Raw genomic sequence first — 13,463 nt, forward strand, 5'->3', positions numbered from 1 at the left:
CGTCGATCGCGGCCCTACTCGGACGATGTCAGCAGCCGGTATCCGACGTCAGCCGTGCCGGGCGCACCCGGCTCGCCGTGGCGCTCCTGCCAGAGCCCCCTCGCCAGATCGTCGCCCAGCCGCCGCATCGCCTCGGCGACCCGGTCCGGGTCGAGTCTGGCCAGCGACGAGATCGACGCCCGGACCGCCGGGTCGAGGTAGGCGTGCGGCCTGTTCCAGTACGCGGCCAGGAAGCCGTCGCTGCAGTCATGCGGCACCGGCATCGCCGTCACCTGCGCGGGAGCCAGCTGCCGGGCGATGAAGTCCTGCTCGGGCAGCTCCCGCTCGGCCTCGGCGATCTCCGGCAGGTAGTCGGCGATCAGCCAGAACCGGGACATGACCGCGTGATCCCAGGTGAGTACCACCTGCCGGCGCGAGACGCGGCGCAGCTCGGCCAGCCCGCGGGCCGGATCGGTCCAGTGGTGCACGGTGAGGACCGCCAAACCGGCGTCGAAACTCTTGTCGGCGAGCGGAAGCCGCTCGGCGACGGCCCGCACCACGGGCGCGCTGCCCGGCGGCCGTTGCGCGATCATCACCGCTGACGGTTCCACGGCGAGCACGCTGCGATCGGCCGGTTCGTAGGAGCCTGTGCCCGCCCCGACGTTGACGACGGTGCGGGCCTCACCCAGCGCGTCCTCGACGAGCGCGGCCAGGCGCGGATCCGGGCGGCGGCGCTGGGCGTAGCCGACACCGAAGGTCTGATAAGGATCGCTCATGCCTGCCTGCTTACCAGCATCACCGAGGTCGCCGACAGCGCGCCCCGGTGCGGTTCGGTGCTCGTCGCCGGCCGCCGGTTCGCTCACCCTGCGGATGACCGACGTCCGCCGAGAACAGCCAGCTGCGATCAGGTCGACGACGTCCGGCTGCGACTCGTCCTCGCCCTGACGCCGACCCGGTTCACTGCGGCAGCGGCGCGCCCGAGGCCTCGGCCACCATGTACGCGGCGTACCAGGCGGGCCAGTCGGGGTCCGAGCCGCCGATGCGCTTCTCGTGCTCGCCATGGGCCTGCGAGGCCCGGCGCATCGCGCTCGCCAGGTCGGTCGCGGAGGTGAACGCCGTCGCGCCCGGGTCGACGCGGCCGGGCAGCCGGTTGGTGATCTCCTGCAGGACCCAGGTGTTGCCGTCGGGGTCGGCGAACTCGGCCCGCGACGCGTACGTGCCGCGAGCGGGGTCAGGGCCCTTGATCGGGCCGTCCGGACCGAGGTGGAAGACGTCGGTGACGGGGACACCGGCGGCGGCCAGGGCATCGTGGGCCTGCTCGATGTCGGAGACGATCAGGAACGACCGGGCCGAGCCGGGCGTTGCCGTGGTCAGGTTCGTGCCGAAGTGGACCGAGCACTGCGAGCCGTGCGGCGTCAGCTGGACGACGCCAGACCCGGGCGGGGTCTGGTCCGAGCGCCAGCCGAGGCGGCCGTAGAACTCCTCCGCTCGGGCGACGTCGGAAACCGGGATCACCACGACTTCGAGCTTCATGTCGAGGTCGCCGACACCAGTCGCGCTCATCTCTTCCTCCCAGGGACCGCTCCGACAGCTCGGTCTTGACGATACTGTCGAATCGGTTTAACCGTTCCTTATCGGGCCAATCTCGCGGAGCTTGCCGGCGCGGGAGCGGTGAACTGCGCGGAACCGCGTACGGCGGAGTCCGGCGGGAGGTATGCAAGCGGGGGACCCGTACGTCAGGAGGCGTGGCATGACCACCTACAAGGTCGGATACTTCATCGGGAGTCTGTCGTCGACATCGGTGAACCGGGAGCTGTCCCGGGTGCTGATCCGGCTCGCGCCCGAGGAGCTGGAGTTCACCGAGATCCCGATCGGCAACCTGCCGCTGTACAGCCCGGACCACGACGCGAACTACCCGACCGAGGCGGTCGCGCTCAAGGACGCCATCCACCGCTCCCAGGCGATCCTGTTCGTCACGCCCGAGTACAACCGGTCGATCCCGGGCGCGCTGAAGAACGCCGTCGACTGGGCCTCGCGGCCGTGGGGCAAGAACTCGTTCGACCACATCCCGGCGGCGGTCATCGGCGCGTCCATCGGCCAGATCGGCACGGCGCTGGCCCAGCAGGCGCTGCGGGGCGTGCTCAGCTTCTGCAACGCCCGGCAGATGACCGCGCCCGAGGCGTACATCCAGTACAACAACACGCTGTTCCCCGGTGACGGCGAGGTCACCGACGACGCGGTGCGCACGTTCCTGTCGGACTACATGGCCGAGTTCCGCGACCACATCGTGCGCGTGCTGTCGGTGCTCCCCCGCCAGGGCCACGAGCAGCCGCAGTGAGTCCCGCCGAGCGCCGGCTCAGAGCCAGTCGTTGCGCTTGAAGACGGTGTAGAGCAGGACGGACAGGACGGCGATGAGGCCCGTCGAGACGACCATGCCCCACACGCTGCCGTAGCCGGGATAGGGCAGGTTCTGCCCGTAGAACCCGGTGATCGCGGTCGGCACCGCGATGATGGCCGCCCAGCTGGTCACCTTCTTCATGATCATGTTCAGGTGGTTCGCCTGGGTGATCAGGTTCGTCTGCACGGTGGTGGCGGCGAGGTCGTGCAGGGCGTCGGTCCAGTCGGCCGCGCGCATCGCATGGTCGTAGAGCTTCTGGTAGTACGGCGCCACGGCGGCGTCGACGGCGAGCACGTCCTGGTTCAGCAGCGACTCGACGACCTCCTCCATCGGCTTCACCACGCGGCGCAGCGCGATCAGGTCGCGGCGCAGCTGGAACAACCGCTGCTGCGCCGGCTGCACCGCGGACCTGCGGGCGTCGAACAGCTGCTCCTCCAGGTCGTCGACGGCCTCGTCGAGCTGCCGCACCGTCTGGAACTGGCCGTTGACTATGTGGTCGAGCAGCCCGTACAGCAGGTAGGCGACACCGTGCCGGGTCAGCCCGGGTGCGGCGTCCCAGCCCGCGACGACCGGGTCGAGGTCGAGGCCGCAGTCCTTGCGGATCGTGATCAGTACGCGGTCGTTGCAGAAGACCGCGATCTCGTACAGCTTCAGCGCCGAGCCGTCCGGGTCGAGGGCGGCCCCGTACGCGTCGAGGGACAGGTGCTCGGGGTAGCGGTTGAGGCTCGGGCGCTGGCCCTTGTCCAGGCACTCCCCGATCGCCAGCTCGTGCAGCCCGATGTCGGACTCCAGCATGCTCAGGTCCTCGGCGCTCGGCCGGTACAGGTCCAGCCAGAGGACCGCCGCCGGGTCGGCCAGGTGCTCGGCGACGTCGTCGACCGGGAAGTCGGCGAGCGTGCACACGCCGTCGCGATACACCCGGGACCTCGCGTGCCGCACCGACTCCGGCGGATCGCGATCGCCGCCGGGGCCCGCGACGACCCCGCCGTCCCCGCCCACGCCTCCAGCCTAGGCGAGCCGGCCGGTTCGCCATGCCGTGTTCGAGCGCGAGGGGATCGGCATGCCTGCCGCCCCGCCGCGCCCGGCCTCACTGCTGGTAGCCGAAGTTGTCGCAGGTCCGGCGCTGCTGGACGCAGTTCTTCGTGCGCTTGTTCATGGCGTCGACGTCCCACATCACGAACGCGTCGCCGTGCATCGACGAGGCGCTCTTGCCGTCCTTGTCGGAGGACAGGTAGAAACCCGCCGCGCTGCCCTGCGACCCGTACGCGATGTCGAAGGTGATCGCCGGGATCTTCACCGGGTGGCTGCGCGGGCAGGCGTCGCCGCGGCCGAACGACACGTGCGCCTTGTGGTCGGGGCTGTCCAGGTGCTTGCCGTCCCAGCAGTCCGGGAACTGCATGATGTAGTGCAGCGTCGCCTTGCCGTCGCAGATCGGCCAGTTGCCGTTGGCGCTGCGGGCCACGCCGTCGACGTCGCCGGGGCCGTAGTAGGCGCAGAAGAACTGGCCGCCCGCGCCGCGCGGGGTCGGCTTCTTCTTCTTGGCGTCGCCGACGATCATGCGCAGGCCGTTGGGCATCGGCAGCTGGTTCGCCGAGGTGTTCATCAGCGAGCGGTAGTACACCCGGAAGCCCGTCGTCTCGACCGGCTTGCCGGTCGCGTTGTCGTAGAGCGTCGGCACCCAGTACGACGAGTGGTCCTCGACCGGCTTGCAGGTGGTCTCCGTGAACTTCGTCAGGTCCGCGGCCTTGGTCTGCGCGTCGACGGCCTTGTTGCCGACGAAGGAGTGCATGTGCGACGCGCCCGGCAGCCCCGGGGCGACGATCGGGTCGTCGGGCAGCGAGTGGCTGTACTTGCAGTCGGCCCGGAACTCCGGCAGGTTGCCGACCCCGGCCGGAACCGGATCGACCTTCCTCGCCCGGTACGCGTCGACCTGCGCCTGCCACGCCGCCTGGTCGACGGCCACCCAGCCGGGCTTCGCCGCCTTCGGCGCGGCCGCGCTCGGCGACGGCGAGTTCGCCGTCGATGCGGTCGGCGCGGCCGGCGACGCGGTGGGAACGGGGCTTCCGGCCGCGTTCGACGGTTCCGGCTCGTCGGCCGCGAACACCGCCCCCGCCGCCACGGCCGTCACGACGGCCAGACCGGCGGCGACGACGAGCACGTTCCGCCTGTTCCGGGCCAGCCGGCTCAGCGTGCCGGGACCGGGCTGCGGGCCTGCGGACCCGTCGATCGTCTGGTGCGACACAACTGACTCCTGGCAGACAAGGCGATCTCGGGGCCGCTGGCATGGTAACCGCACCCGGTGAACGCGACGCCTGCGGACTTGTCAGTCGCGGATCGTGATGAGGTAGACGAAGGCGGCCGCGTCCGGCCGCTCCTCCGAGACGTGCGCACGTGACGTGATCAGCCGGTGCCGTCCCGGGGTGAGGCCGGTGAGCAGCACGCAGTTTGCCCACATCCAGACCTCTCGGGCCCGGCCGGTCGTCGTGATCGGATTGCCGAAGACGCCGTTCACCGTGAACTTGCGATGGCAGACCACCTCCAGGATGGGAAGGTCGATCTCCTCGTCGTTCTCGAGGGCGGCGTACGCGACCCCGGCATCGGCGGGCCTGCTCTTCGGGGCCTCGTCCGTCCCGAAGGCCCACCAGATCGGCAGGAAGATCGGCCGGCCCGCCGGGACGGTCACCCGCCGGAAGTTCTCGGGGTCGTCACCTGCGCCACCGAACTGTCCGGCGAGGAACCACACGTCCTTGGGCTGGTTGGTGCCGTAGTACTCGGCGCGGTCGCCGAGCGGCGTGCGCCACGCCGGAATCGAGGCCGCCCACTGCAGCCAGCGGGCCGCCATCCCCTGCGGGGACGCCTTGGGATAGGGCAGCGACGACGGCTTCGCACGACCGAACATGTGCGGCACCCTACCGCCATTCCGACTCCGGACCAGGTGGCGGACGGTGAACCACCCGCCGTTCCGGGCCGCCCGGTGACCGTGGAAGATGACCTCCGTGAACGCCCCGACGCGCGGCATTCCGGCGACCGGCGAGCAGCCGCCGCCGGACGTCCGCGGCCGCCACCGGCCCGGTCTGCGGGCCAGGCTGACCGGCGCGGAGTCGCCGTCACCGGGCCTGGTCGCGATCGTGATCACGGTGACGTGGCTGGCGGTGCTCGCGGAGTCGACCCTCGTCCCGGCGAACCCGGCGCTGCACCGGGTGGCGCTGTTCGTGCACCTGGCGTGCCTGATCGTCGGGTTCGGCGCGGTGGTCGCGGTCGACTGGATCGCCCTGAAGTGGCTGCTGCGCCGCTGCCAGCTGCGGCAGGTGCTGGCCGTGGCCGACCAGGTGCACCTGCTGATCTGGCTGGGGCTGGCCGGGATGGCGGCCAGCGGCGGGCTGCTGCGGCCGGACCTCGGCGCGACGCTCACCCAGATCAAGCTGCTGCTGGTGCTGCTCGTGGCCCTCAACGGGGTGCAGGCCACCGCGCTGCACCGCAGGATCGCCGCGTTCACCGGCCCCGTTCCGCGGTTGCTGCTGCTGCGCTCGGTGCTGGCCGCGCTGGTGTCCCAGGGCGGCTGGTGGGGCGCGATGGCTATCGGATTCCTCAGCAGCCATCCGGCGTGAGCCCGGTGGCGCCCTCGACCTCGGGAGGACCTTTGCCCACCGGACAACCGGCCCCGAACCCTGCCGACCGTCGGGCGTCCAGGCTCGGCCGCCTCGGCCCGATCCTGATCGCGGTGCCGGTCGTGCTGGCGATCGCGGTGGTCTCGTTCATCGTCACCGACGCCGGTGAGGCCTCCACACCCGAAGCCGCGGCGACCGGATCGGCTGCCGCGACGTCCTCGGCCGCGACACCGGCGGGGTCCCCCACCGCGAAGGCGTCGCCGAAGCCGGCCAAGCCGGGCTGGGTCGCCGTGGACCCCGACGAGCAGAAGGCCCGCACCGCGGCGTTCTTCGCCCGCACCCCGCGCACGGTGACCGGCAAGCCGGTGCGGGTCCCCGAGTTCCACGCGACCTGCACGGTCAGCCACCACGGCGACGACGACCCGATCGTCTTCCCCGGCCTGCCCGGCGCCTCGCACAACCACACCTTCTGGGGCAACAGGACCACCGACGGCAACACCACCGCCGCGTCGCTGCGCGCCGGCGCGACCAGCTGCAGCCCCAAGCAGGACCGGTCCGGGTACTGGATCCCGACGCTGTACCAGAACGGCCGCGTGATCGACCCGGACGAGATCACCGTCTACTACGGCTCGCGGCTCAAGGACCCCGCCAGGACCCAGCCGTTCCCGTACGGGCTGCGCATGGTCGAGGGCGACCCGAAGAAGAAGGCCGACCCGAACGGCAACCGGTTCTGGTGCGCGGGCATCGGCGGCGAGGTCGGCCGGTCCAAAGACGGGGTCTTCCCCGTCTGCGCGTCCACCGCGCACATCGTCCGGCAGATCACCTTCCCGGACTGTTGGGACGGCAAGCACCTGGACAGCCCCGACCACAAGGCGCACATGTCCGGGGCGCTGCACACGGGCGTCTGCCCGCGCAGCCACCCGGTGCCGATCCCGTCGGTGTCGTTCGTGATCTCGTACAAGCCGCTGAGCGCGAACACCGACGGCATCACGCTGTCGTCGGGCAACTCGTTCTCCATGCACGCCGACTTCTTCAACGGCTGGGACGAGGAGGCTCTCGCGGCCCGCGTCCGCAACTGCCTCAACCAGGGCGTCAAGTGCAACGCCGCCGGCGGCTTCTGAACCGGGTACCGCAGTCGCGTGGCCGCCGCCGGCCGGAAACCGACGGCGGCCACAGCAGGTCCCGGGCTACGCCGGCACCTTGTCGGCAGTGGCGTCGTCCTTGGCGGCGGGACTGCCGACGAGGCGGTAGAACTGACGGTCGTCGTTCTGCCGGACTACCACACCGAGCTTGACCAGGTCGGCGCGCAGTTCTGCCGCGTCGTCGGCGGCGTTCTCTGCCAGCGCCTTCTGGCGTGCCTTCAGCAGGGCGTTGGCCGTCGCGGACAGCTCGGGCAGGTCCTCGACCCAGCGCATGTACCGCTCCAGGTGCGGATCGGCGTCGAAGAACGGGTACCCGTGGCGCAGGAACGTCTCCTTCACCGCGTCCTCGTCCAGGTTGTTGTTCGCCCTGGCCAGTTCCCCGGTGTCGGTGCCGAGGAACACGAGGTCCTCGAAGCCGTCCAGGTAGACGGCCGAGATCTCGGCGCGGGCGATCCGGCGGGTCTGCTTGCCGGCCCGCCAGATGACCAGATCCGGTTTCACCGACACCGCCACCGAGTCCTTCAGCGTGCGCCGGGCGACCTCCGCGCCGAACGCCACGCCGAGCAGCACACACAGCACGGTCCCGTACGGGTCGGGCACCTTCGCGAGCACCGAGATCCAGTCACGCAGCGGCATGCCGTCGACGGACGCCGCCCATTCCGACACGGCGCGCAGCACCCAGCCGAGCCCCGCTCCGATGACGACACAGGTGACCCACATCGCGGCGACTCGCCTGGTGGACACCTTGAGCTGCGACGGCCTGCCCGGCACGGTCTTGTTCGGACCCATACGACGTCTCCTTGACGGTGATCAAAGTCAGCATTGTCGCGGACCCACCTGCCGGCGCGCCGCCGGGGGCATGGGATGGGCCCGGCCTCCGACGGCCGATTGCATTCACCTGGCCCGGGTCCATTGACACAGCCACTCCGGCGGCCGTCAATTCGCTATCCCGAACACCGGCCGAGTTATCCATGGCGCTCGTTGTAGCAGGTGGCACGCGAGCGAATACTGTTTACCCAGGGTTCATCCGGGCATCGCCCAGCCTGCCATAGGGACGGTGGACAGCAGGTCGGAGCATTACTCACCGCGTGTATTCTTCCGCGGTGCACGACTCCGCCAAGAAATTGCTTGCCTATCGATATCAGCTGCTCGACGTCATCGGCCAGGGCGGGCAGGGCCGCGTCTGGCGGGCCCGGGACGAGTACCTCCAACGGTTCGTGGCGGTCAAGGAACTGCTCGCGCCCGCCCACCTGAGCGACGAGGAGCGCAAGGCCACCCGCGAACGCAGCCTGCGCGAAGCCCGCGCGGTGGCGCAGCTCAGCCACCCGAACGTGATCCAGCTGTACGACGTGATCCCGCACGAGGGCGAACCCTGGATCGTGATGGAACTGGTCCGCGCGAGATCGCTGCACCAGGTGCTCGCGTCCGACGGGCCGATCCCCGTCCAGCGGGCCGCGGACATCGGACTCGCCCTGCTGGGCGCGCTGCGGGCGGCGCACCAGGCGGGCATCCTGCACCGGGACGTCAAGCCCGCCAACGTGCTGCTCGCCGACGACGGGCGGGTGCTGCTGACCGACTTCGGCCTGGCCACGCACCAGTCCGCGGACTCCACCGTGACGCGCACCGGCATGGTGGTGGGATCGCCCGCCTACCTCGCCCCCGAACGCGTCGACGGCGACCGCGGCGGCCCGGCAGCCGACCTGTGGGCGCTGGGCGCGACCCTGTTCACGGCCGTCGAAGGCAGGCTGGTCTTCGACCGGCCGTCGCCCGCGGCGACGATCGCGGCCCTGGTGACCGAGCAACCGCCGCGCCCGACGCGGGCCGGGGCCCTGACGCCGGTGCTGGAAGGGCTGCTACGCAAGGACCCCGACCGGCGCATCGGCGCCGAGCAGGCCGAGTCGCTGCTGCGCACCGCGCTCGACACGGCCCGCCACGACTCCCGACGTGCCGCACAGCCCAACGCCTTGGAGACGACCGTCCCGAACCCGGCTCCCCTGCCGCCGGACTCGTCCGAGGGCGACGGGCCGGCCGCCGAGGTCGCCGTTCCCGACGTGCCGTCGTGGGCCGCGCCCACACCGCAGCCGGCGTCACTCCCGTCGCCGACCGGCGAGCCGCACACCGCCGACGAGACCGGCCCGGCCGCGACCGGCGGCGTACCACCGACGCCGTCCGAGAGCACCGGCCGCGCCCGTCGCCCCCCTGCCACGGGTGGCGCTCGTGGGAGCCGCGGCGCTGATCCTGCTGCTCGGAGTGGGCGTCGGCGCGATGACCCTGCGTGACCCCGACCTGCCGGACACCGGTTTCGCCAACGCCACCGACGCTCCGCCGCCTGTCACCGAGCAGGCCTCGCCGAAGGCCCGCCCGGCACCGTCCGCGCACCCGTCACCGGCCACGACCCCGGCGCCCGCCACTGCCGGGCAGCCGTCCGGCGGACCCTCGCGATCGCCGCTGCCGAGCGCTTCGCCCGCGGGAAACACCGGTCAACCGGCCGCGCCTGCGCCGGTGAGCCGGGTCGGTGAGATCACCGGCATCGGCGGCAAGTGCGTCGACGTCTCCGGCGCGAGCCGCGCCGACGGCACCCCGGTCGTGATCTACACCTGCAACGGGACCGCCGCCCAGACCTGGACGATGCGCGCCGACGGCACGGTGCGGGCGCTCGGAAAGTGCCTCGACGTGCAGGACAGCGGCACCTGGGACGGCACGTCCGTGCAGCTCTGGTCGTGCGGATCGGGACTGGCGAACCAGCGCTGGGTGTACGACGGCGCCACCCGCCACCTGGTCAATCCCGCCTCCGGCAAGTGCCTGGACGCCAGGGACCAGACCAGCGCCGACGGCACCCGGCTGCAGATCTGGACCTGCAACCCGACCTACCAGGCGAACCAGCGCTGGAACACGCCCTGAACCGTCGCAGTGCCCGCCCGTGGCATGATGCACATCATGATCAACCGCAGCGGAATCGCGCTCGCGGCGGGAACCCCCCGACGTCCAGGAGATCCGGACCCAGAGCGACAGCGACATCTGCATCCAGTACGGCGACATCAGGAATCGGTGACCGGGGCCGGGTCGAACTAGGATCACGATCATGGCGTACACGAGCTGGAAACTGGGTGGGGACCTCGACGTCGGCCGCGTCGGGTACGGCGCGATGAAACTGACCGGCTGGCCACAGGGCGGGCGGCCCGACCGCGAGACCGCGCTGGCGATCCTGCGCAAGGCCGTCGAGCTGGGCGTGAACCACATCGACACCTCGCACTACTACGCCCGCGACGGCGTCGCGGCCAACGAGCTGATCAGGACGGCGCTGCACCCGTACCCGGCGGACCTGGTCCTCGTGACCAAGGTCGGCGCGCTGGTCGAAGGCTCGGACATCGCCCTGCCTGCGTCGGAGCACACCGGGCTCACCCCGGACGGGCTGCGCCGCGGCGTGGAGGCGAACCTGCGCACCCTCGGCGTCGACCGGCTGGACGTGGTGAACCTGCGGATGGGCGACCGGGGCCATGACCGCTCCGCCGTCGCCGCGCCGCTGGAGACGCTGATGAAGCTGCGCGACGAGGGACTGATCCGGCACATCGGCATCTCCAACATCGGCCACGCCGAGTTCGACACCGCCCGCACGATCGCGCCGATCGTGTGCGTCCAGAACCGCTACAATATCGCCTATCGCGAGGACGACCCGCTGGTGGACGCGTGCGCGGCAGCCGGGGTGGCCTACGTGCCGTTCTTCCCCGTCGGCGGTTTCCAGCCGCTGACCGCCGAACACCTGACCACCGTCGCCACCCGGCACGGAGCCACGGTCGCGCAGGTGGCGCTGGCCTGGCTGCTGGCCCGCTCGCCGAACATCCTGCTCATTCCGGGCACCGGCTCGCCGGAACACCTGGCCGAGAACATCGCCGCGGGCGACCTCACCCTCGCCGGCGAGGACATGGCACTGCTGGGCCGGCCCTGACGGCTGGGCGGTCAGGGCCGCCCAGCCACCGTCCACTCTGGTCAGCCGGTCAGCTCGCGCAGGTGCAGGTGGGCGACGTCGAGGAAGACGCGCCGGCTCGGCCCGATCTCCTCCCAGATCCTCGTCTCGACCGGCGGGGTGCGGTCCTTGGGCCCGTCCCGGACGAGATCGCGCACGGCGAACGCGAGCAGCCGCGCGGCGTCGTTGAGCTCCTCATCGCACAGCAGGTGCAGAGTCTTCTGCAGCACCCACAGCCGGTCGATCATGGCGTTGGCGCGCGCCTGCCACTGCTCGTCGTCGACGCCGTGGTGATGGCGGTCCACGGCGATCCGTTCCGCGGCCTGCACCGCCTCCAGGAAAGCCAGCACGTGCGCGAGCCGCTCCTGCCGCCGCGTCTCGGCCAGCGCCAGGGCGCTGCGGCGCACCTCCGCACGTTCGGTGTTGCGCAGGGTCAGCCGCTGGCCGAGCAGCGCCGAACCTCCCGCGACCACGCCCACGAGCAGGGACGCCGACGCGGTGATCATTTCCGAGCTGAGCTGCATCCCACACCCCTGGCCGCTCGACGGACTCCCGGAGTCTAGGCAGCCCGCGTCGGCGGCGGTCGCCGACTGACGGAGGTCGGACAGCTCAGCCACCCGAACGGAGTCGGGAGGCCAGCCGCCCGCCTGCCGGGCGACACGCGCGACACGACCGCGCGGTGTTTCCGTCGCCGTGGCCGCGGCTTCTAAAATGACCCGCCCGGAACCGGGCGTCATCCGTTCGATCGGCGAGGGAGCTCCCATGTCAGCAGTAGCCCTTCCGCACGACGTGCACGGCTCCGGGCCGCACCGCGTCATCGTCCTGCACGGCTGGTTCGGTGACCGCCGGGCCTTCGCGAAGGTCGTGCCCTATCTCGACAGGGACGCCTTCACCTACGCCTTCGCCGACTACCGCGGCTACGGCCAGGCCCGCGACCTGTCCGGCGAGTTCGGCATCGCCGAGATCGCCGGCGACGTCATCGCCCTGGCCGACAAGCTGGGCTGGGAGGACTTCTCCCTGATCGGGCACTCCATGGGCGGCAGTGTCATCCAGCGGGTCATGCTGGACGCGCCCGGCCGGGTACGCCGGCTGGTCGGCGTCAACCCGGTGCCGGCCTCCGGGGTGCCGTTCGACGAGCAGGGCTGGGCGCTGTTCACCGGGGCCGCCGACGAGCCCGCCAACCGGCGGGCGATCATCGACTTCACCACCGGCGGCCGGCTGCCCGCGGCGTGGCTGGACGAGATGGTGGCGTACTCGGTCGGCAACTCCAACGTCGAGGCGTTCCGCGCCTACCTGCACGCCTGGGCGCACACCGACTTCCACGCCGAGGTCGTCGGCAACACCACGCCCGTCCTGGTCGTCGCGGGCGGGCAGGACCCGGCCCTGTCGGCCGACGTCATGCGCGCCACCTGGCTGCGGTGGTATCCGAACGCCGAGCTGAGCGTCCTCGCCGACGCCGGGCACTACCCGATGGAGGAGACTCCGCTGGCCCTCGTCGCGGTGATCGAGAAGTTCCTCAAGTCTTGACGCCGGTGGGCGCCCGCCGCGCGGGCGCCCGTCCCGGGCGACCAGGGCGTCTTCGACTGGCTGGACGAGGCTCTGCGGCCCGAGGCGATCCGGCCGCTCCTACGGCTTGCGGCGCGGAACGGCGGGCGTGGCGCCCAGCAGGTGCTGCAGCCCAAGGTCCGGTGGTGGCGGCAGCGGGGCGGCGTGCTCGGCGCGGAAGGACTGCAGCAGGTAGGCGGCCAGCCGCCGGGACGCGGCGGTCGCGGTGGCCGGCGACAGCGCGGCGACGCTGTTGTTGGCGACCAGCAGCAGGACCAGGTCGGCCAGGTCGAAATCGGAGCGCAGCCGCCCGGCCGCCTTGGCCCGCCGGGTGAGCTCGGCGAAGCCGTGCTCGGCCAGGGTGCGCTGCCGGTCGCGGTCGACGGCGTCGGGGAACATCGTCAGGAAAGCGGCGGTGAAGCCGCGGTCGGCGGCCTGCATGGCGCACAACTTCTCGACCAGCAACACGAACCCGTGCCATGGATCCGGGTCGGCGAGCGCGTCGTCGAGCACCGACACGCAGGCCGTGAACTGGTCGGCGAAGACCTCCTTGATCAGCGACTCGCGGGTCGGGAAGTGCCGGTACAGGGTGGCGACGCCGACCCCGGCGCGGCGGGCGATCGCGGCCATCGGCACGTCGACGCCCTGGCGGGAGTATGCCTGCCGAGCGGTGTCGAGGATCCTGGCACGGTTGCGTGCCGCGTCGGCCCGCTGCCCGGCGGGGTCGGCCGAGGGCGCGATCCGAGATGATCCGGCGGCCATGTCTCTCACCTTACCGTAAACGGACGCCCCCGTCCGTTTACGGGGATACGCTCGCCGCTCGCAGC

15 protein-coding genes are annotated in these 13,463 nt (G+C 71.5%); 7 read left to right on the plus strand and 8 right to left on the minus strand.

Annotation, left to right across the window (positions count from 1 at the left end; translation table 11 throughout):
- Positions 1–14 precede the first annotated feature (14 nt).
- Entirely contained in the window at positions 15–755 is a 741-nt protein-coding gene (locus tag Cco03nite_RS15520; RefSeq protein ID WP_203692795.1) for a class I SAM-dependent methyltransferase, read from the minus strand.
- A gap of 181 nt (positions 756–936) precedes the next feature.
- Positions 937–1,542: a VOC family protein gene (locus Cco03nite_RS15525; protein ID WP_239167400.1), complete on the minus strand. Its 606-nt coding sequence runs from the start codon at positions 1,540–1,542 to the stop codon at positions 937–939.
- Positions 1,543–1,729: 187 nt separating this feature from the next.
- On the opposite strand from Cco03nite_RS15525, the gene Cco03nite_RS15530 reads away from it, so the two are divergent.
- A complete protein-coding gene (locus tag Cco03nite_RS15530) occupies positions 1,730–2,317 on the plus strand; it encodes an NADPH-dependent FMN reductase (RefSeq protein WP_203692796.1) in 588 nt (195 codons plus the stop codon).
- Positions 2,318–2,335: 18 nt separating this feature from the next.
- On the opposite strand, the gene Cco03nite_RS15535 is transcribed toward Cco03nite_RS15530, so the two are convergent.
- The 3 genes from Cco03nite_RS15535 to Cco03nite_RS15545 form a co-directional block, all read right to left on the minus strand.
- Positions 2,336–3,376: a magnesium transporter CorA family protein gene (locus Cco03nite_RS15535; protein ID WP_203692797.1), complete on the minus strand. Its 1,041-nt coding sequence runs from the start codon at positions 3,374–3,376 to the stop codon at positions 2,336–2,338.
- Between the two features lie 88 nt (positions 3,377–3,464).
- Positions 3,465–4,619, minus strand: coding sequence for a DUF1996 domain-containing protein (locus Cco03nite_RS15540; protein ID WP_203692798.1), 1,155 nt, complete (start codon positions 4,617–4,619; stop codon positions 3,465–3,467).
- A gap of 81 nt (positions 4,620–4,700) precedes the next feature.
- Positions 4,701–5,276 (minus strand): hypothetical protein, encoded by a 576-nt coding sequence (locus Cco03nite_RS15545; RefSeq protein ID WP_203692799.1) that lies wholly within the window; start codon positions 5,274–5,276, stop codon positions 4,701–4,703.
- Positions 5,277–5,373: 97 nt separating this feature from the next.
- Here Cco03nite_RS15545 and Cco03nite_RS15550 point away from each other — a divergent pair, with 97 nt between their 5' ends.
- The gene (locus Cco03nite_RS15550; RefSeq protein ID WP_203692800.1) at positions 5,374–5,985 is read left to right on the plus strand and encodes a hypothetical protein; all 612 of its coding nucleotides are present in this window, start codon (positions 5,374–5,376) and stop codon (positions 5,983–5,985) included.
- A gap of 32 nt (positions 5,986–6,017) precedes the next feature.
- Positions 6,018–7,106, plus strand: coding sequence for a DUF1996 domain-containing protein (locus Cco03nite_RS15555; protein WP_203692801.1), 1,089 nt, complete (start codon positions 6,018–6,020; stop codon positions 7,104–7,106).
- 66 nt (positions 7,107–7,172) lie between these two features.
- On the opposite strand, the gene Cco03nite_RS15560 is transcribed toward Cco03nite_RS15555, so the two are convergent.
- The gene (locus Cco03nite_RS15560) at positions 7,173–7,916 is read right to left on the minus strand and encodes a YqeB family protein (protein WP_203692802.1); all 744 of its coding nucleotides are present in this window, start codon (positions 7,914–7,916) and stop codon (positions 7,173–7,175) included.
- A 314-nt stretch (positions 7,917–8,230) separates the two neighbouring features.
- Between Cco03nite_RS15560 and Cco03nite_RS15565 the strand changes: the two genes are divergently transcribed.
- The 3 genes from Cco03nite_RS15565 to Cco03nite_RS15575 all read left to right on the plus strand — a co-directional run bounded on the left by Cco03nite_RS15565 (position 8,231) and on the right by Cco03nite_RS15575 (position 11,073).
- Positions 8,231–9,406: a serine/threonine-protein kinase gene (locus tag Cco03nite_RS15565; protein WP_203692803.1), complete on the plus strand. Its 1,176-nt coding sequence runs from the start codon at positions 8,231–8,233 to the stop codon at positions 9,404–9,406.
- Positions 9,336–10,028, plus strand: a complete 693-nt coding sequence (locus Cco03nite_RS15570) for a ricin-type beta-trefoil lectin domain protein (protein WP_239167401.1) — start codon at positions 9,336–9,338, stop codon at positions 10,026–10,028. The genes Cco03nite_RS15565 and Cco03nite_RS15570 overlap by 71 nt, the downstream gene beginning before the upstream one ends.
- Before the next feature lie 181 nt (positions 10,029–10,209).
- Positions 10,210–11,073: an oxidoreductase gene (locus Cco03nite_RS15575; protein ID WP_203692804.1), complete on the plus strand. Its 864-nt coding sequence runs from the start codon at positions 10,210–10,212 to the stop codon at positions 11,071–11,073.
- A gap of 41 nt (positions 11,074–11,114) precedes the next feature.
- On the opposite strand, the gene Cco03nite_RS15580 is transcribed toward Cco03nite_RS15575, so the two are convergent.
- A complete protein-coding gene (locus tag Cco03nite_RS15580; RefSeq protein ID WP_203692805.1) occupies positions 11,115–11,615 on the minus strand; it encodes a hypothetical protein in 501 nt (166 codons plus the stop codon).
- A gap of 238 nt (positions 11,616–11,853) precedes the next feature.
- Here Cco03nite_RS15580 and Cco03nite_RS15585 point away from each other — a divergent pair, with 238 nt between their 5' ends.
- A complete protein-coding gene (locus Cco03nite_RS15585; RefSeq protein WP_203692806.1) occupies positions 11,854–12,618 on the plus strand; it encodes an alpha/beta fold hydrolase in 765 nt (254 codons plus the stop codon).
- Between the two features lie 99 nt (positions 12,619–12,717).
- Here Cco03nite_RS15585 and Cco03nite_RS15590 read toward each other — a convergent pair whose 3' ends face one another.
- Entirely contained in the window at positions 12,718–13,398 is a 681-nt protein-coding gene (locus tag Cco03nite_RS15590; protein ID WP_203692807.1) for a TetR/AcrR family transcriptional regulator, read from the minus strand.
- Between the last annotated feature and the right edge of the window lie 65 nt (positions 13,399–13,463).

This window comes from Catellatospora coxensis (assembly GCF_016862635.1).
Classification (GTDB): Bacteria; Actinomycetota; Actinomycetes; order Mycobacteriales; family Micromonosporaceae; genus Catellatospora; species Catellatospora coxensis.